Annotated in this window: 16 protein-coding genes; 13 read left to right on the top strand and 3 right to left on the bottom strand. The window is 66.0% G+C overall.

Annotated elements, in window-relative coordinates:
* Positions 1-17 precede the first annotated feature (17 nt).
* The 4 genes from rbfA to pnp all read left to right on the top strand — a co-directional run bounded on the left by rbfA (position 18) and on the right by pnp (position 3957).
* Positions 18-401, top strand: a complete 384-nt coding sequence (gene rbfA, locus OMP44_RS23310; protein ID WP_133863047.1) for a 30S ribosome-binding factor RbfA — start codon at positions 18-20, stop codon at positions 399-401.
* Between the two features lies 1 nt (position 402).
* Positions 403-1317 (top strand): tRNA pseudouridine(55) synthase TruB, encoded by a 915-nt coding sequence (truB, locus tag OMP44_RS23305; RefSeq protein ID WP_280311445.1) that lies wholly within the window; start codon positions 403-405, stop codon positions 1315-1317.
* A gap of 92 nt (positions 1318-1409) precedes the next feature.
* Positions 1410-1679, top strand: a complete 270-nt coding sequence (rpsO, locus tag OMP44_RS23300; protein WP_133863049.1) for a 30S ribosomal protein S15 — start codon at positions 1410-1412, stop codon at positions 1677-1679.
* A gap of 175 nt (positions 1680-1854) precedes the next feature.
* Positions 1855-3957, top strand: a complete 2103-nt coding sequence (gene pnp, locus OMP44_RS23295) for a polyribonucleotide nucleotidyltransferase (RefSeq protein ID WP_133863050.1) — start codon at positions 1855-1857, stop codon at positions 3955-3957.
* A 214-nt stretch (positions 3958-4171) separates the two neighbouring features.
* On the opposite strand, the gene OMP44_RS23290 is transcribed toward pnp, so the two are convergent.
* Positions 4172-5056, bottom strand: a complete 885-nt coding sequence (locus tag OMP44_RS23290) for a LysR substrate-binding domain-containing protein (RefSeq protein WP_133863051.1) — start codon at positions 5054-5056, stop codon at positions 4172-4174.
* A 113-nt stretch (positions 5057-5169) separates the two neighbouring features.
* On the opposite strand from OMP44_RS23290, the gene amaB reads away from it, so the two are divergent.
* The 9 genes from amaB to OMP44_RS23245 all read left to right on the top strand — a co-directional run bounded on the left by amaB (position 5170) and on the right by OMP44_RS23245 (position 16192).
* Positions 5170-6660: an L-piperidine-6-carboxylate dehydrogenase gene (amaB, locus tag OMP44_RS23285; RefSeq protein WP_273861269.1), complete on the top strand. Its 1491-nt coding sequence runs from the start codon at positions 5170-5172 to the stop codon at positions 6658-6660.
* Between the two features lie 24 nt (positions 6661-6684).
* Positions 6685-7962 carry an L-pipecolate oxidase gene (gene amaA, locus OMP44_RS23280; RefSeq protein WP_273861270.1) on the top strand — a complete coding sequence of 426 codons (1278 nt, stop codon included), beginning with the start codon at positions 6685-6687 and terminating at the stop codon, positions 7960-7962.
* Between the two features lie 494 nt (positions 7963-8456).
* Positions 8457-9578: a branched-chain amino acid ABC transporter substrate-binding protein gene (locus tag OMP44_RS23275; protein WP_058792644.1), complete on the top strand. Its 1122-nt coding sequence runs from the start codon at positions 8457-8459 to the stop codon at positions 9576-9578.
* A 96-nt stretch (positions 9579-9674) separates the two neighbouring features.
* Complete coding sequence (locus tag OMP44_RS23270; protein WP_007162639.1) at positions 9675-10589, top strand: ABC transporter permease subunit; 915 nt, start codon at positions 9675-9677, stop codon at positions 10587-10589.
* Positions 10590-10593: 4 nt separating this feature from the next.
* Entirely contained in the window at positions 10594-11874 is a 1281-nt protein-coding gene (gene livM, locus OMP44_RS23265; protein ID WP_133863054.1) for a high-affinity branched-chain amino acid ABC transporter permease LivM, read from the top strand.
* Positions 11871-12746 (top strand): ABC transporter ATP-binding protein, encoded by an 876-nt coding sequence (locus tag OMP44_RS23260; protein ID WP_280311444.1) that lies wholly within the window; start codon positions 11871-11873, stop codon positions 12744-12746. Before livM ends, OMP44_RS23260 begins: the two co-directional genes overlap by 4 nt.
* Positions 12743-13459 carry an ABC transporter ATP-binding protein gene (locus OMP44_RS23255; RefSeq protein ID WP_007162636.1) on the top strand — a complete coding sequence of 239 codons (717 nt, stop codon included), beginning with the start codon at positions 12743-12745 and terminating at the stop codon, positions 13457-13459. Before OMP44_RS23260 ends, OMP44_RS23255 begins: the two co-directional genes overlap by 4 nt.
* A gap of 2 nt (positions 13460-13461) precedes the next feature.
* Positions 13462-15183 (top strand): cis-3-hydroxy-L-proline dehydratase, encoded by a 1722-nt coding sequence (lhpI, locus tag OMP44_RS23250; RefSeq protein ID WP_273861272.1) that lies wholly within the window; start codon positions 13462-13464, stop codon positions 15181-15183.
* Between the two features lie 250 nt (positions 15184-15433).
* Complete coding sequence (locus tag OMP44_RS23245) at positions 15434-16192, top strand: SDR family oxidoreductase (RefSeq protein WP_158893757.1); 759 nt, start codon at positions 15434-15436, stop codon at positions 16190-16192.
* Positions 16193-16201: 9 nt separating this feature from the next.
* Here the strand turns inward: OMP44_RS23245 and OMP44_RS23240 are convergent, their stop codons facing one another.
* Both OMP44_RS23240 and OMP44_RS23235 read right to left on the bottom strand, forming a co-directional pair.
* Positions 16202-16912 (bottom strand): anti-sigma factor, encoded by a 711-nt coding sequence (locus tag OMP44_RS23240; protein ID WP_280311443.1) that lies wholly within the window; start codon positions 16910-16912, stop codon positions 16202-16204.
* Positions 16909-17436, bottom strand: a complete 528-nt coding sequence (locus OMP44_RS23235; protein WP_280311442.1) for a sigma-70 family RNA polymerase sigma factor — start codon at positions 17434-17436, stop codon at positions 16909-16911. Before OMP44_RS23235 ends, OMP44_RS23240 begins: the two co-directional genes overlap by 4 nt.
* Positions 17437-17517: the final 81 nt, after the last annotated feature.

The following is a 17517-nucleotide window of genomic DNA, read 5'->3' as shown; positions in this document are numbered from 1 at the left end:
TGTACGAGAGTTTCGACATGGCCAAAGAATTCAGCCGTACCCAGCGTATCGGTGATCAGATACAGCGCGAACTGGCGCTGTTGATCCATCGCGAAATCAAAGATCCACGGCTGGGCATGGTGACGATCACCGGCGTGGACGTGGCCCGGGATCTGTCCCATGCCAAGGTGCACATCACCGTGCTGGGCAAGGACGATGACCCCGAGGCGATCAAGCAGAATATCGCCATCCTCAAGGATGCCTCCGGCTTCCTGCGGCAGCAGTTGGGTCGGGCGATGAAGCTGCGGACCGTTCCGCAACTGGGTTTCCAGTATGACGAGAGCATCCGTCGCGGCGCCCAGCTGTCGGCGCTGATCGAGCGGGCGGTCGCCGAAGACCGTCGGCAGGACGGGGAGGAGTAGGGTGGCCCAGGTCAAGCGAATTCGCCGGCAGGTGCATGGCGTGCTGGTGCTGGACAAGCCGCGCGGCTTTTCCTCCAATGCCGCCCTGCAAAAGGTCCGCTGGCTGCTCAATGCCGAAAAGGCCGGGCACACCGGTAGCCTGGATCCCCTGGCCACCGGCGTACTGCCGCTGTGCTTTGGCGAGGCGACCAAGTTTTCCCAGTACCTGCTGGATGCCGACAAGGGCTACAGCACCGTGGCGCAACTTGGCGTCACCACCACCACCGGCGATGCCGAGGGTGAGGTGCTGGAGCGACGAGCGGTCGCGGTCGACGAAGCGGCCATCCGGGCGGCGCTACCGGCCTTCCGGGGCCAGATAGAGCAGATTCCGCCGATGTATTCGGCGCTGAAGCGCGACGGTCAGCCGCTCTACAAGCTGGCGCGTGCGGGCGAAGTAGTGGAGCGCGAGCCGCGTTCTGTTACTATTGCCCGGCTGGAACTGCTGGCGTTGCAGGAAGATCGCGCGACGTTGGAAGTGGCCTGCAGCAAGGGCACCTATGTGCGCACCCTGGTCGAAGACCTCGGCGCCCTGCTCGGCTGCGGTGCCCATGTGGCCGAGTTGCGCCGTACCCAGGCCGGCCCCTTCGGTCTGGCGCAGGCCATCAGCCTGGAAGAGCTGGAGGCGGTGCACGCCGAAGGCGGTTCCGCAGCGCTGGATCGCTTCCTGCTGCCGGTCGACAGTGGCCTGGAGCACTGGCCGCTGGTGCAGTTGACTCAGCACAGCGCCTACTACTGGTTGCACGGTCAGCCCGTCCGGGCGGCCAATGCACCGAAATTCGGCTTGATGCGGGTGCAGGACGACCAGGGTCGTTTCATCGGCATCGGCGAGATTGATGACGAGGGGCAGGTTGCCCCCCGTAGACTGATTCGGTCCTAGACCGATACCGAGGGTGGCTGTCAGCAGGCACGGTCACACCTCTTTCCTAAGCACGGGACCTATCCCGGCCTGTTCCTCAGAGGAGCCCTATCATGGCACTGAGCGTTGAAGACAAAGCCCAGATCGTAAACGAGTTCAAGCGCGCCGAAGGCGACACCGGTTCGCCGGAAGTGCAGGTTGCCCTGCTGTCCGCCAACATCGACAAGCTGCAAGGTCACTTCAAGATCAACGGCAAGGATCACCACAGCCGTCGTGGTCTGATCCGCATGGTCAACCAGCGTCGTAAGCTGCTGGACTACCTGAAGTCCAAAGACACCTCTCGTTACAGCGCACTGATCGCTCGCCTGGGCCTGCGTCGTTAATACGATGCAGACCTGCTGCAAGCAGTCTGAAGCTGGAGGTCGGCTCGCGCCGGCCTCCGGCTTTTTTGCTTGAAAGGCCGGCAGAATCGGCCTGCGTCACCCCGGAGATCAGCGAGGGTCCGAATCCCTCTGGTCGCCCCTGTTTCCCCCAAGGCAATAAAGAGAAGGAAAGACTGTGAATCCAGTAATCAAGCAATTCAAGTTCGGTGAGCAGAACTTCACCCTGGAAACCGGCCGCATCGCGCGCCAGGCGACCGGTGCCGTGCTGGTCTCCACCGATGACGTCAGCGTGCTGGTCACCGTGGTCGGTGCCAAGCAGCCCGCCGTCGGCAAGGACTTCTTCCCGCTGTCCGTGCACTACCAGGAGAAGACCTACGCCGCTGGCCGTATCCCCGGTGGTTACTTCAAGCGTGAAGGCCGTCCTTCCGAGAAGGAAACCCTGACCTCGCGCCTGATCGATCGTCCGATCCGTCCGCTGTTCCCCGAAGGCTTCCTCAACGAAGTCCAGGTGGTCTGCACCGTGGTCAGCACCAACAAGAAGTCCGATCCGGACATCGCCGCCATGATCGGCACCTCCGCCGCCCTGGCCATTTCCGGTATCCCCTTTGCCGGTCCGATCGCCGCCGCCCGCGTGGGCTACCACAGCGAACTGGGCTACCTGCTGAACCCCAGCTACGAGCAGCTGCAGAGCTCCAGCCTGGACATGGTCGTGGCCGGCACCCGTGACGCCGTGCTGATGGTGGAATCCGAAGCCGACGAGCTGACCGAAGACCAGATGCTGGGCGGCGTGCTGTTCGCCCACGAAGAATTCCAGGTGGCCATCGAGGCCATCAGCCAGTTCGCTGCCGAAGCCGGCAAGCCGACCTGGAACTGGCAGGCGCCTGCCGAGAACACCGCCCTGATCGAAGCCGTCAAGGCCGAAGTCGGCGACGCCGTGTCCCGTGCCTACACCATCACCATCAAGCAGGATCGCTATGCGGCCCTGGGTGCCCTGCGTGACCAGGCCATCGCCAAGCTGGCCGGTGAGAACGGTCAGTACAGCGAAGCCGAGGTCAAGGAGACCTTCGGTCTGCTGGAATACCGCACCGTGCGCCAGAACATCGTCGACGGCAAGCCGCGTATCGATGGTCGCGACACCCGCACCGTTCGCCCGCTGCAGATCGAAGTCGGTCCGCTGAAGAAGACCCACGGTTCGGCACTGTTCACCCGTGGCGAAACCCAGGCCCTGGTCACCGCGACCCTGGGTACCGCCCGTGACTCGCAGCTGCTGGACACCCTGGAAGGCGAGCGCCGTGACAGCTTCATGCTGCACTACAACTTCCCGCCCTTCTCGGTCGGCGAGTGCGGCCGCATGGGCAGCCCGGGCCGTCGCGAGATCGGTCACGGCCGTCTGGCCCGTCGTGGCATCCAGGCCATGCTGCCGACCCAGGACGCCTTCCCCTACAGCATCCGCGTGGTCTCCGAGATCACCGAATCCAACGGCTCCAGCTCCATGGCCTCGGTCTGCGGTGCCTCTCTGGCGCTGATGGATGCCGGTGTGCCGGTCAAGGCCCCGGTTGCCGGTATCGCCATGGGTCTGGTCAAGGAAGGCGAGAAGTTCGCCGTCCTGACCGACATCCTGGGTGACGAAGATCACCTCGGCGACATGGACTTCAAGGTGGCCGGTACTGCCAAGGGCGTCACCGCCCTGCAGATGGACATCAAGATCAACGGCATCACCGAAGAGATCATGGAGATCGCTCTGGAGCAGGCGCTGGAAGCGCGTCTGAACATCCTGGGTCAGATGAACCAGGTGATCTCCGAGTCGCGTGCCGAGCTGTCCGAAAATGCCCCGACCATGCTGGCGATGAAGATCGACCAGGACAAGATCCGCGACGTGATCGGCAAGGGTGGCGCCACCATCCGTGGTATCTGCGAAGAGACCAAGGCGTCGATCGACATCGAAGACGACGGCACCATCAAGATCTACGGCGAGACTCGCGAAGCCGCTGAAGCGGCCAAGCAGCGCGTCCTGGGCATCACTGCCGAGGCCGAGATCGGCAAGATCTATGTCGGCAAGGTGGAGCGCATCGTCGACTTCGGCGCCTTCGTCAGCATCCTGCCTGGCAAGGATGGCCTGGTGCACATCTCGCAGCTGAGCGATCAGCGCATCGAGAAGGTCACCGACGTGCTGAAAGAAGGTCAGGAAGTGAAGGTGCTGGTGCTGGACGTGGACAACCGCGGTCGCATCAAGCTGTCGATCAAGGATGTGGCGGCGGCGGAAGCCTCCGGCGTCTAAGACGACCCTGAATAAAAAACCCGGCCTCGGCCGGGTTTTTCGTTTCTGGTGCGGGATGAAGTTCGCGGTGGACATCCTCATCGCGGCCGTGGCGGTCCGCCGATGCGGCCGCTCCTACAGAGAGTGATGTTTTGTAGGAGCGGCCCATGGCCGCGATCAGCAAACGGCAAGCGGTCGCACCTGCGAACCGCCATGGTCACGATTGGCCAGTGCATCAAGCCTTCTCGCGGATCCACTCGATAAAGCTGCGCACCTTGGGCACCTCGGCCATCTGTTCCGGATAGGCCAGCCAGTAGGCATGTGGGCTGGCCAGGCGATGGGGCCAGGCGAGCACCAGGCGACCGGAAGCCAGTTCTTCGGCGACCAGGAATTCCGGGAGCAGGGCTACCCCGCAGCCTTCCTGGGCGGCGCGGGCGCAGAGGGTGAAGGTGTCGAAGCGCGGGCCGTGGTGGCTGTGCACCTCGTCGCGCCCGAGGCTGGCGTACCAGTCGTGCCAGGATTCCGGGCGGGTGGTGTTCTGCAGCAGGACGAAGTCCACCAGTTGCTCGGGTCCGGCGATGCCCTCGGCGGGTAGCAGGTCCGGCGCGCAGACCGCGACCATGTGCTCGTGCAGCAGCAGTTCGCACTCGGCGCCCGGCCAGCTGCCGTGGCCGTAGAACAGCGCCACGTCATGCCGGGGGTCGCGGAAGTCCACCGGTTCCAGCGCACTGGAGACATCCAGGTGGATGTTGGGAAAGCGCAGGCGCCAGCCCTTGAGCCGCGGCACCAGCCAGCGCTCGCCAAAGGTCGGCGGGGTGGCCACGCGCAGCACCTCGGTCTCGCCGCCATAGGACCTCAGATAGCGCGCCGACATCTCCAGCTGATTGAGGATCTTGTCCACCTCGGCGAGGTAGAGGGCGCCCGCCGGGGTAAGCTGCAGGCGGCGACGGACCCGGCGAAACAAACTGTGCTGCAGCAGGTCCTCGAGCTGGGCGACCTGTTTGCTGACGGCGCTCTGGGTCAGCGCCAGTTCGTCGGCCGCGCGGGTGAAGCTCAGATGACGCGCGACCGCCTCGAAGCACTGCATGGCGGTGATGGACGGCAGGTGGCGGCGTTGCATGAGCGGACTCGCGGCATGAAAAAAGGGAATGATATGCCGAGCAAAGGTCGGTTGTCCGGCGCCGCTGGGCTGACCATACTCAGGGACGATTCCCTTTCCGCGGAGACCTCAGCATGAGCAAGGCCCTGTTGGAACGCCTCGGCGTTTCTGCCCAGCACTACACCCAAGGCGAGCACCGGGTGCATTCCCCCATCGATGGCAGCCAACTGGGCAGCGTCGCCCTGGAAAGCGCCGCCGAAGTGGAGCAGAAGATCTCCCGTGCCGAGCGCGCCTTCCAGGCCTGGCGCGCGGTGCCGGCGCCGCGCCGGGGCGAACTGGTGCGGCTGCTGGGTGAAGAACTGCGCGCGCACAAGACCGATCTCGGCGAGCTGGTGTCCTGGGAAGCCGGCAAGATCACCCAGGAGGGCCTGGGTGAAGTCCAGGAGATGATCGACATCTGCGACTTCGCCGTTGGCCTGTCGCGCCAGCTCTATGGTCTGACCATCGCCTCCGAGCGGCCCGGTCACCACATGCGCGAATCCTGGCAGCCGCTGGGCGTGGTGGGCATCATCAGTGCCTTCAACTTCCCGGTGGCGGTCTGGTCGTGGAACGCCGCCCTGGCCCTGGTCTGCGGCAATCCGGTGATCTGGAAGCCTTCGGAAAAGACCCCGCTGACCGCCCTGGCCTGCCAGGCGCTGTTCGAGAAGGCCCTGGCGCGCTTTGGCGATGCCCCGGCCGATCTGAGTCAGGTCATCGTCGGTGATCGCGCCGCCGGTGAGGCTCTGGTGGACGATCCGCGGGTGGCGCTGGTGAGCGCCACGGGTAGCACCCGCATGGGTCGCGAGGTAGGACCGCGGGTTGCAGCGCGCTTCGGCCGCAGCATCCTCGAGCTGGGTGGCAACAATGCCATGATCCTCGCGCCGAGCGCCGATCTGGACATGGCGGTACGCGCCATCCTGTTCAGCGCCGTCGGTACCGCCGGCCAGCGCTGCACCACCCTGCGCCGGCTGATCGCCCACCGTTCGGTGAAGGACGAGATCGTCGCCCGGCTGAAGACCGCCTATGCCAAAGTCCGCATCGGCCATCCGCTGGAAGGCAACCTGATCGGTCCGCTGATCGATGCGGCCAGTTTCCAGGCCATGCAGGGTGCACTGGAACAGGCGCGTGGCGAGGGCGGCGTGGTCTACGGCGGCGAGCGTCAGCTGGCTGAGCAGTATCCCGAGGCCTACTACGTGGCGCCGGCCATCGTCGAGATGCCCGAGCAGAGCGAGGCGGTGCGCCATGAGACCTTCGCCCCCATCCTCTATGTGCTGACCTATGACGATTTCGACGAGGCGGTGGCGCTGAACAACGCCGTACCCCAGGGCCTGTCGTCCTGCATCTTCACCACCGACGTGCGCGAGGCCGAGGCCTTCATGTCGGCGACCGGCAGCGACTGCGGCATCGCCAACGTCAACATCGGACCGAGCGGTGCCGAGATCGGTGGCGCCTTCGGTGGCGAGAAGGAAACCGGTGGCGGTCGCGAATCCGGCTCCGACGCCTGGAAGGCCTACATGCGCCGCCAGACCAACACCGTCAACTATTCCCGCGAACTGCCGCTGGCCCAGGGCATCGTCTTCGACTGAGTGGGTCCGCCAGGAGCGCAGAGAATGCAGTTGCGTGAAGAGTGCCTGTGGGAGCGGCTGTATCCGGCGGTGCCGGGGGCGTCGTTGCAGGGCGAGCGTGACACCGAGGTCTGCGTTATCGGCGGTGGCTATACCGGCCTGTCCACCGGCCTGCACCTGGCGCAGGCCGGGCGGCGGGTGGTGCTGCTGGAAGCCCATGGCGTCGGCCATGGCGGCTCCGGACGCAATGTCGGACTGGTCAATGCCGGCATGTGGATCCCGCCGGACGAAGCCGTGGCGACCCTGGGGCCGGAGGTCGGAGAGCGCCTGCTGGGCGTGATGGGCGATGCGCCGAGTCAGGTATTCGGTCTCATCGAGCGCTATGGCATCGATTGCCAGCCGCGCCGCGCCGGCACTCTGCACATGGCGCACAGCGCCAAGGGCCTGGCCGATCTGGGGCAGCGTGCCGAGCAATGGCAGCGGCGCGGTGCCCGGGTCGAGCTGCTGGAGGGGGAAGCCTGTTACAGCGCCTGCGGCACGCGCGACATCAGTGGCGCACTGCTCGATCATCGCGCCGGCACCCTGGTGCCCATGGGTTATGCCCTGGGCCTGGCCAGGGCGCTGCGTCAGGAAGGCGGCGAGCTGTTCGAGCGGAGCGCGGTACAGCGCCTGCAGCGGGTCGGCGAACGCTGGCAGGTGGAAACCCCACAGGGACGAGTCACCGCCGACCAGGTGGTGATCGCTTCCAATGCCTACACCGAAGGCGAGTGGACCACTCTGCGGACGCAATTCTTCCCGGGCTACTACTACCAGGTGGCCTCGCGGCCGCTCGGTCCGGAAGCGGATTTCATCCTGCCCCAGGGCCGTGGTTCCTGGGATACCCGGACGGTGCTCAGCAGCATCCGCCGCGATGCCGATGGCCGTCTGCTGCTGGGCAGTCTCGGCAACATGGCGGGGCGGCCGGCCGGCTTCATCCGCGCCTGGGCCGATCGTATCCAGCGGCACTATTTCCCGGCGCTCGGAAAGGTCGAGTGGGAGTGCAGCTGGACGGGCCGTATCGGCTTCACGCCCGATCATCTGATGCGACTGTTCGAGCCGGCGCCGGGGTTGCTGGCGGTGTCCGGCTACAACGGTCGCGGGGTGACCACGGGCACGGTGGTGGGGCAGGCCTTTGCCCGCTATCTGTGCAGCGGCGATCGCCACGACCTGCCGCTGCCCCTGGCGTCGCTGGATGCCAATCCGGTCGGCCAGTGGCGCAGTCTGATGTACGAAGCCGGCTTCACCCTCTATCACGCGGGGCAGTGCCTGCGCGTGGTGCTCTAGCGACCCCGCCATACCCGCTGTCACCGGCCCTCGGGCCGGGCGATAACGCCCCGAAGCGGCCGATTTGCGCATCTAGACCTGTGCAAGTCGGCCGCTTTTTCATGGCTGTTCATAACCGCCAGCAGGCTGAGAGAACGGCGGATTTCCCAGGGGCCTGAGGCCGCAGGATCATGGTTACTTTGGTGGCACAGTGTGGGGACGGTGTTACGTTTTGGTGCGAAACAGGTGCAACCGGGTTGCTATCTGGTAACAAACCGCTGCCTTTTGCCTGTTCCGCTGCTACCGCTTTGCAGAATTATCCAGACTAATGAGCCAGTTAAGACAAAAGTCTAAGGCGTAGTCGAGTCCACTGGCAGCAGCCCTCGCCGCCCGCAAACGAAGGTTTTGGCTCATCGCGGTGGCGGCAAATGGCCTTTGCGCCCGATACACAGCTGGGTGATGGCACAGGCTTTGCTCCGGCGAACAGGCCAACCACCCTCTGGAGCACACCTCCCATGTCGAAGATTTACAGAAAAGGCATTCTGGCTCTCGCTATCGGTTCTGCGTTCACTCTCTCCTCCCTGGCGCATGCCGACATCGTGATCGGTGTCGCCGGTCCCTACACCGGGGCCAGTGCCGCCTATGGCGAGCAGTTCTGGAAGGGGGCTACCCAGGCCGCGGCGGACATCAACGCCGCCGGTGGCATCAATGGCGAGAAGATCAAGCTGGTGCAGGGTGATGACGCCTGCGAGCCCAAGCAGGCCGTGGCCGTGGCCAACCGCCTGGTGGACTCGGAGAAGGTCAAGGCCGTGATCGGCCACTTCTGCTCCTCCAACACCATGCCCGCCTCGGAGATCTACGACGAAGCCGGCATCATCTCCATCACCCCGGCGTCCACCAACCCCAAGATCACCGAGCGTGGCCTGACCGGCGTGTTCCGCATGTGCGGACGTGACGACCAGCAGGGCATCGTGGCCGGCGACTACATCGTCGATACCCTCAAGGCCAAGAAGGTCGCCATCATCCACGACAAGGACACCTACGGTCAGGGCCTGGCCGACGCCACCAAGGCGCAGCTCAACAAGCGCGGCGTGAAAGAGGTGCTCTACGAGGGTCTGACCCGCGGCGAGAAGGACTTCAACTCCCTGGTCACCAAGATCCGTGCCTCCGGCGCCGACGTGGTCTACTTCGGCGGCCTGCACCCCGAAGCCGGTCCGCTGGTACGCCAGATGCGCGAGCAGGGCGTGACCGCCAAGTTCGTCTCCGGCGACGGCATCGTCTCCGCCGACCTGGTCACCACCGCCGGTGGCGCCCAGTACACCAAGGGCGTGCTGATGACCTTCGGCGCCGACCCGCTGCAGAACCCCGCCGGCAAGACCGTGGTGGAAACCCTGCGCAAGTCCGGCTACGAGCCCGAGGGCTATACCCTCTACTCCTACGCCTCGCTGCAGGCCGTGGCCGCCGCCTTCAACGGCATCAAGGGCACCGACGGCGCCAAGGCCGCCGAGTGGCTGAAGTCCCACAGCGTCAACACCGTACTGGGTGAGAAGAGCTGGGACAGCAAGGGCGACCTCAAGGTCTCCGACTACGTGATGTACGAATGGGACGACAAGGGCAAGTACCACCAGCTGCCCTGATCCTCGCGTGAATCCGCCAGCCGCCACCTCGTCTCCGCCCCAGGACGAGGCGGTGGCTGGCGGCCCTCGTCATCCATCCAGCGCGAGACTGCAAACGTGGACGGTATCTTCCTGCAACAACTGGTCAACGGCCTGACCCTGGGCTCGGTCTACGGACTTATCGCCATCGGCTACACCATGGTCTATGGCATCATCGGCATGATCAACTTCGCCCACGGCGACGTGTACATGGTGTCGGCCTATCTCGCCGCCATCGGCATCGCCCTGCTGAGCGTGTTCGGCCTGCATTCCTTCCCGGTGCTGATCCTCGGCACCCTGATCTTCACCGTGGTGGTCACCTCCGTGTACGGCTGGGCCATCGAGCGCATCGCCTACAAGCCGTTGCGCAACTCCACGCGCCTGGCCCCGCTGATCTCGGCCATAGGCATGTCGCTGATCCTGCAGAACTACGTGCAGCTCGCCCAGGGCGCGCGCCAGCAGGGCGTACCGACGCTGCTCGACGGCGCCCTGCGCCTGCACATCGGCGAAGGCTTCGTGATCATCACCTACACCAAGATCTTCATCATCCTGGCCTCCATCATCGGCATGGGGCTGCTCACCTACGTGATCCAGAAGACCACCCTCGGTCGCATGTGCCGGGCCACCCAGCAGGATCGCAAGATGGCGCAGATCCTCGGCATCAACACCGACCGGGTGATCTCCTACGTCTTCATCATCGGCGCGGCCATGGCGGCGCTGGCCGGGGTGCTGATCACTCTCAACTACGGCACCTTCGACTTCTATGCCGGCTTCATCATCGGCATCAAGGCCTTTACCGCGGCGGTGCTCGGCGGCATCGGTTCGCTGCCCGGCGCCATGCTCGGCGGGATCATCCTCGGCATCTCCGAAGCCCAGTTCGCCAGCCTGGTGAACTCGGACTACAAGGACGTCTTCAGCTTTTCGCTGCTGGTGGCGATCCTGATCTTTAGGCCCCAGGGGCTGCTCGGCAAACCCCAGGTCACGAAGGTGTGAATCCATGAGTCAGACGTCTTCCTCCTTCGATCTCAAGGTCGTGCTGCGCGACACCTTCATGGTCGGCCTGGTCTCGCTGATCCTGTTCGGCCCCATCGTCGGCATCGTGCTCGACGGCTATGGCTACAACGTCCAGCCCGGCCGCGTCGGCATCATGGTCGCGGTAGTCATGGCCGGTCGTTTCCTGCTCAGCCTGTTTGGCCAGACCGCCAAGGGCCGCGACTGGATCGAGTCCTTCAAGCGCAACGACGGTGGCGTCCACGTGCTGCCGCCGGGACACAAGTCCAACCTCAGATTCATCCTGCCCATCATCATCCTGGTGGCCATCGCCTTTCCCTTCCTGGCCACCAAGTACTGGCTGACGGTGATCATCCTCTGCCTGATCTATGTGCTGCTGGGCCTTGGCCTGAACATCGTGGTGGGCCTGGCCGGTCTGCTCGACCTCGGCTACGTCGGCTTCTATGCCATCGGCGCCTACGGCCTGGCGCTGGGTTACCAGTACCTCGGCCTGGGCTTCTGGACCATGCTGCCGCTCGCTGCGGTGCTGGCCGCGGTAGCGGGGGCGATACTGGGGTTCCCGGTGTTGCGCATGCACGGGGACTACCTGGCCATCGTTACCCTCGGCTTCGGCGAGATCATCCGCCTGGTGCTCAACAACTGGCTGGAAGTGACCAAGGGCCCCAACGGCATCGCCGCGCCTTCGCCGACCTTCTTCGGCATCGAATTTGGGCGTCGGGCGAAGGAGGGCGGGGTACCCATCCATGAGCTGCTGGGCATCAGCTACAACCCCAACGCGACGATGATCTTCATCTACACCGTGCTGTTCCTGGTGGTGCTGCTGGTGCTCTACATCAAGCACCGCCTGACCCGCATGCCGGTCGGTCGCGCCTGGGAAGCCCTGCGCGAAGACGAGATCGCCTGCCGCGCCATGGGCCTGAACCATGTGCTGGTCAAGCTCTCGGCCTTCATGATCGGTGCCTCCACCGCCGGCCTGGCCGGGGTGTTCTTCGCCACCTACCAGGGCTTCATCAACCCGGCCTCGTTCAACTTCTTCGAGTCGGTGCTGGTGCTGGCCATCGTGGTGCTGGGCGGCTTGGGTTCCACCGTCGGGGTGGTGGTCTCAGCCTTCGTCATGACCCTGCTGTTCGAACTGCTGCGTGAATTCGGCGACATCCGCATGCTGGTGTTCGGTGTGCTCATGGTGGTGATGATGATGTGGCGGCCGCGTGGCCTGATCCGTATCGCCCGCAGTGGCTTCGCGATTCGCAAGGGAGTGGCGCCGTGAGCGACAACATTCTGACCGTAAAGGGTCTGGGCATGAGATTCGGCGGCATCAAGGCCCTCTCGGACGTGAGCTTCGAGATCCAGCGCCAGTCCATCACCGCGCTGATCGGCCCCAACGGCGCCGGCAAGACCACGGTGTTCAACTGCCTGACCGGCTTCTACAAGGCCACCGATGGCGAGATCCGCCTGGACACCGCCAACGGTCGCTCGACCCGCGTCGGCAAAATCATGGGCGAGCGCTTCCAGGCGGCCGACTTCGTCAATCCGGTGCAGTTCGGCAGCCGGCTCTGGTACAAGATGTTCGGCGGCACTCACCTGGTGAACCGCGCCGGTCTCGCCCGCACCTTCCAGAACATCCGCCTGTTTAAGGAGATGTCGGTGGTGGAGAACCTGCTGGTGGCGCAGCACATGCAGTGCAACCGCAACCTCATCACCGGCATCCTCAACACCCCTAGCTATCGCCGCGCCGAGGAAAAGGCGCTGGACACGGCCTTCTACTGGCTGGAGGTAGTGGACCTGGTGGATCACGCCAACCGCCTGGCCGGCGAACTCTCCTACGGTCAGCAGCGCCGTCTGGAAATCGCCCGCGCCATGTGTACCCGTCCGGAGATCGTCTGCCTGGACGAACCCGCCGCCGGCCTCAACCCGGCCGAGACCGAAGCCCTGGCCGGGATGATCCGCCTGTTGCGCGACCAGCACCGCATCACCGTGGTGCTGATCGAGCACGACATGGGCATGGTGATGAACATCTCCGACCACATCGTGGTGCTGGATCATGGCCAGGTCATCGCCCGTGGCCTGCCAGCCGACATCCGCAACGATCCCAAGGTCATCGCCGCCTACCTCGGCGCCGAAGAAGAGGAGGTGGCATGACCACGCCGATCCTGGAATTTCGCAACGTCGACGTCTTCTACGGGCCGATCCAGGCCCTGAAGAGCGTCTCCCTGTCCATCAACGAAGGCGAGACGGTGAGCCTGATCGGCTCCAATGGCGCCGGCAAGTCCACCCTGCTGATGTCCATCTTCAGCCAGCCCCAGGCGCGCAATGGGCAGATCCTCTACCGGGGCGAGGACATCACCCGCAAGAACGCCCACTACGTGGCCTCCAACGGCATCGCCCAGTCGCCGGAGGGGCGCCATGTGTTCCCCGACATGACGGTCGAGGAGAATCTGCTGATGGGCACCATCCCCATCGGCACCCGCTGGGTGGACGAGGACATGCAGCGCATGTTCGAGCTCTTCCCGCGCCTCAAGGAGCGCCGCAACCAGCGCGCCATGACCATGTCCGGCGGCGAGCAGCAGATGCTGGCCATCGCCCGGGCGCTGATGGCGCGACCCAAGCTGCTGCTGCTCGACGAGCCCAGCCTGGGCCTGGCGCCCATCGTGGTGAAGCAGATCTTCCAGATCCTGCGCGAGCTGGCGCAGAGCGGCATGACCATCTTCCTGGTAGAGCAGAACGCCAACCATGCCCTGCGCCTGTCCGACCGTGCCTATGTGATGGTCACCGGCGAGATCCGCATGAGCGGCAGTGGCCAGGAATTGCTGGCCAATCCCCAGGTGCGCGAAGCCTACCTGGGCGGCCACTAGCGGTGGCGGCGGTCCGCGGTCGCTGTCTGGTCGCGGGCCAGGCCCGGGGACGCCTGGCCTGGGCGCCCCTGGGGCTGAGTTTCTGGGGTGGCGTCGATCCGGCCAGCGGCCGGGTGATCGATCGCCACCATCCCCTGCACGGCCTGGAACTGGCCGGACGCATCCTCGCCATTCCCAGCGGTCGTGGTTCCTGCACCGGCAGCGCCGTGCTGCTGGAGCTGTTGCTGGCGGGCCGCGGGCCGGCAGCCTTGCTGCTGGCCGAGCCGGACGAGATCCTCAGCCTGGGTGCCATCGTCGCGGAAGAACTCTTCGGTCGCTCCCTGCCGGTCGTCAGCCTGGGCGCCGAGGCCTTCGCGGCCCTCGCCGGGCAGGACGAGATCGCGGTAAACGATGGCTGGGTCGGCGCGCCCGGAGAGCGCTTTCCCGGCACCGCTACCGAAGCCCCTGCCGCTTTGCAGCTCAGCGCGACCGACCGAGCCAAGCTGGCGGGCGCCGAGGGCCAGGCCGTGCAGGCGGCGATGAAGATCCTGGTGCGCATGGCGCACCTGCAGGGCGCTCGCGAATTGCTCGACATCACCCAGGCCCATATCGACGGCTGCATCTACACCGGCCCGGCCAGCCTGGCCTTCGCCCAGCGCCTGGTGGAGTGGGGCGGTCGGGTACGGGTGCCCACCAGCCTCAATGCGGTATCGGTGGATCAGCGTCGCTGGCGTGCGCAGGGCGTGGCGCCAGCGTTGGGCGAACCGGCCAGCGCCCTGGCCGAGGCCTATGTGGCCCTGGGCTGCCGTCCCACCTTCACCTGTGCGCCCTATCTGCTGGACAGCGCTCCGACCCTGGGCGAGCAGGTGGTCTGGGCCGAATCCAATGCCGTGGTCTTCGCCAACAGCGTGCTGGGGGCGCGCACCCAGAAGTACGCCGACTTCCTCGATATCTGCACCGCCCTGACCGGTCGAGCACCCCTGGCCGGCTGCCATCTGGACAGCGGCCGCCGCGCGGGCAAGGTCTTCCGGATCAGCGTACCCGAGGGCCATGACGACGCCTTCTATCCGCTGCTCGGCTACTGCATCGGCCTGCGTTCGCCCACCCGGATCCCCGCGGTGCTCGGGCTGGAACAGGCCCAGCCCAGCCGCGACGATCTCAAGGCCTTTGGCGCCGCCTTCGCCACCACCTCGGCGGCGCCGCTGTTCCATCTGGTCGGGGTGACGCCCGAGGCGCCGATCCTGGCCGCGGTCGCGGCGCCCGAGCTGGAGGTCGAGGACATAGATCTGGCGGACCTGCGCCAGGCCTGGGCCGAACTGGACAGCGCCGCTGCGCGCGAGGTGCAGCTGGTGGCCCTGGGCAATCCACATTTTACCGCCGAGGAATGCCAGCGCCTGGCCGAGCTCTGCCGCGGCCGGCAGCGGCATCCCGCGGTGGCCCTGGTGATCACCCTGGGGCGAGACGTGCGCGCCGCGGCCGAACGGGCCGGTAGCCTGGCCGAACTGGAAGCCTTCGGCGCCCAGCTGGTAGGGGACACCTGCTGGTGCATGCTCGGCGAGCCCCTGGTGCCGCCCGCGGCCCGTACCCTGCTGACCAATTCCGGCAAGTTCGCCCACTACGGCCCGGGCCTTACCGGTCGCGAGCTGCGCTTCGCCGGCCTCGCCGCCTGTGTCGAGGCGGCCTGCACCGGACTGGCGCCGGCCGAGCCGCCCGCCTGGCTGGTCCGCGCGGACTTATCCACCTGAAGCCCGGTCCGAGTTCTGTACAGGAATTCCGTGGATCGTCCTGTGGATAAGCTTGGCATAGCCGGGCGTGAGGCCCAGCGCACCTGGCCTGGCGGAAACTGTTCAAAAATTCGCCAATGCGCGGAAAACCGTGCAATTCCAAGGCGTTATAACTGATCCGCTGGATTCCCGGTGATCTGAGTATTCGCCTGACCAATGACCCTGAGCTATCGTGGGCCTCGGCCAAACTCCCTCGCAGAAGGAAACTTTCATGTCTTCGATCTTCATCACCGGCGCTACCTCCGGCTTCGGCGCCGCCACCGCTCGCCGCTTCGCCAAGGACGGCTGGTCGATCGTCATCACCGGCCGCCGCGAGGATCGCCTGCACGCCCTGGCCGAGGAACTGTCCGGGCAGGCCAAGGTGCTGCCGCTGGTGCTGGACGTCCAGGATCGCGCGGCCGTGGAAGCCGCGGTCGCCGGCCTGCCGGAGGAATTCAACCAGTTGCGCGCCCTGGTCAACAATGCCGGTCTGGCGCTGGGCAACACGCCGGCGCAGAGCTGCGACCTGGACGACTGGGACACCATGGTCGATACCAACATCAAGGGCATGCTCTATTGCACCCGTCTGCTGTTGCCGCGACTGATCGCCCATGGCGCCGGCGCCGGCATCGTCAACCTGGGCTCGGTCGCGGGTGACTATCCCTATCCGGGCAGCCACGTCTATGGCGCCACCAAGGCCTTCCTCAAGCAATTCAGCCTGAGCCTGAGATCCGACCTGCTCGGTACCGGGGTGCGGGTGACCAACATCGAGCCCGGCCTGTCGGAAAGCGAGTTCTCGGTGGTGCGCTTCGGTGGCGACAAGGCCAAGGCCGATGCCGTCTATGCCGGCACCGAGCCCCTGACGCCGGACGACATCGCCGAATCCATCCACTGGACGCTGAACCAGCCCAGGCACGTCAACATCAACCGCATCCAGTTGATGGCGACCTGCCAGGCGTTCAACAACTTCAACATCCACCGCCAGAGTTAAGGGCGCTCGCTAGAGCACCTTCACTGCCCGGCCGATGAACTGGATCGGCCCGGTGGGTCGGCCGGTGGGCGAGCCGCCCTGGTCTTCCAGGGTGAGTTCGAACAACTGGTTGGCTTCCAGCGGCGGCAGCCGGTCCAGCGGTACCTGCAGAGTACGCCCAGGCTGGACCAGACCCAGAGATACCGGGTCCTGCCAGGCATCGGCCTTGGTCCAGAATTGCAGGGTCTTGCCGCTCGGCACGGCATCGCGCCCCAGCGGAATCAACTGCAGGTCATGGGCGCTGGCAGTCTGGATCACCCAGCCGGGCGTGCGATCGCTGGGCGCCGCCAGCACCACCAAGTAGCTTGGCGTGGGTACCGGGCGCAGCAGTAGCAGCACCGCGAGCACCAGACTGGCGGCCAGCCCTGCCGCACTCAGACCCTGCCAGAGCGCCAGCCGTTGCCACAGCGACTCGCGCCGGATGACGACCCGGGTGTCGGCCTCACCCAGACTGCGCTCGATGCGCGGCCAGAGATTCGCGCCGGGCTCGACGGGTGGCACCCGCTCGGCCAGCGGCTGCAGGCGCGCCTCCCAGCGCGCCACGGCGGCGGCCAGCATGGCGTCCGTCGCCAGCGCAGACTCCACGCGACGACGCTCTTCGGCGTCCAGGGTACCGAGCACGTATTCGCCGGCCAGGCGTTCGCGTTCTTCGTCCGGGGGCAGGGTGGCGTCGCTGTTCATGTCATGCACTCCCTGAGCGCCTTGAGACCACGCGTGATCCAGCTCTTCACCGTACCCAGGGGTGCCTGCAGGCGCTGGGCGATCTCGCCATGGGAGCAGCCGTCCAGGTAGGCGGCCAGGATGGCCTCCCGCCGCGGTGCTTCCAGGTTCTGCAGGCAGCCCTCCAGGCGGCGGCCGTCGGCCTCTCGCGCCGGATCGGCAGACTCGGCCAGGGGTTCCCAGCTGTCCGCCAGGGGCACGAGGCGCTGCCGATCGCGCAAGGCGTTGAGCGCCAGGTTGCGGGCCACGCTGCACATCCAGCCACGCGCCGAACCGCGCTCCGGGGCGAACCCGGCGGCGCCGCGCCAGATGCGCAGAAAGGCATCGTGGAGGATGTCCTCGGCCAGCCCGCGATCGCGCACCAGGCGCAGGACGATACCCAGCAACAGCGGCGCCTCGTTCTGATAGAGGCGCTGCAGGGCGGCGCGCTCGCCCCGGGCACAGGCGGCGAGCAGGGCGGCTGGATCGGGGGAACGTTCGGTCACGAGGGCGCGCGCCAGGCTGGGGACGCCAGGGTGGCGACCGGATCAGCCGAGCCTAGCCGATCCGCTCCTGGCTGTCCCCCG

Origin of the sequence: Pseudomonas flavocrustae (assembly GCF_029872515.1) — a bacterium.
Classification (GTDB): Bacteria; Pseudomonadota; Gammaproteobacteria; order Pseudomonadales; family Pseudomonadaceae; genus Chryseomonas; species Chryseomonas aestiva.
The sequence above is the reverse complement of the archived record's forward strand: the minus strand, read 5'-3'. Positions and strand labels throughout refer to the sequence as shown.

Coding starts and splice junctions, on each gene's coding strand:
- rbfA (WP_133863047.1), top strand. CDS start 18: ATGGCCAAAGAATTCAGCCGTACCCAGCGTATCGGTGATCAGATACAG.
- rpsO (WP_133863049.1), top strand. CDS start 1,410: ATGGCACTGAGCGTTGAAGACAAAGCCCAGATCGTAAACGAGTTCAAG.
- OMP44_RS23290 (WP_133863051.1), bottom strand. CDS start 5,056: ATGCAACGCCGCCACCTGCCGTCCATCACCGCCATGCAGTGCTTCGAG.
- amaB (WP_273861269.1), top strand. CDS start 5,170: ATGAGCAAGGCCCTGTTGGAACGCCTCGGCGTTTCTGCCCAGCACTAC.
- amaA (WP_273861270.1), top strand. CDS start 6,685: ATGCAGTTGCGTGAAGAGTGCCTGTGGGAGCGGCTGTATCCGGCGGTG.
- OMP44_RS23275 (WP_058792644.1), top strand. CDS start 8,457: ATGTCGAAGATTTACAGAAAAGGCATTCTGGCTCTCGCTATCGGTTCT.
- livM (WP_133863054.1), top strand. CDS start 10,594: ATGAGTCAGACGTCTTCCTCCTTCGATCTCAAGGTCGTGCTGCGCGAC.
- OMP44_RS23255 (WP_007162636.1), top strand. CDS start 12,743: ATGACCACGCCGATCCTGGAATTTCGCAACGTCGACGTCTTCTACGGG.
- OMP44_RS23245 (WP_158893757.1), top strand. CDS start 15,434: ATGTCTTCGATCTTCATCACCGGCGCTACCTCCGGCTTCGGCGCCGCC.
- OMP44_RS23240 (WP_280311443.1), bottom strand. CDS start 16,912: ATGAACAGCGACGCCACCCTGCCCCCGGACGAAGAACGCGAACGCCTG.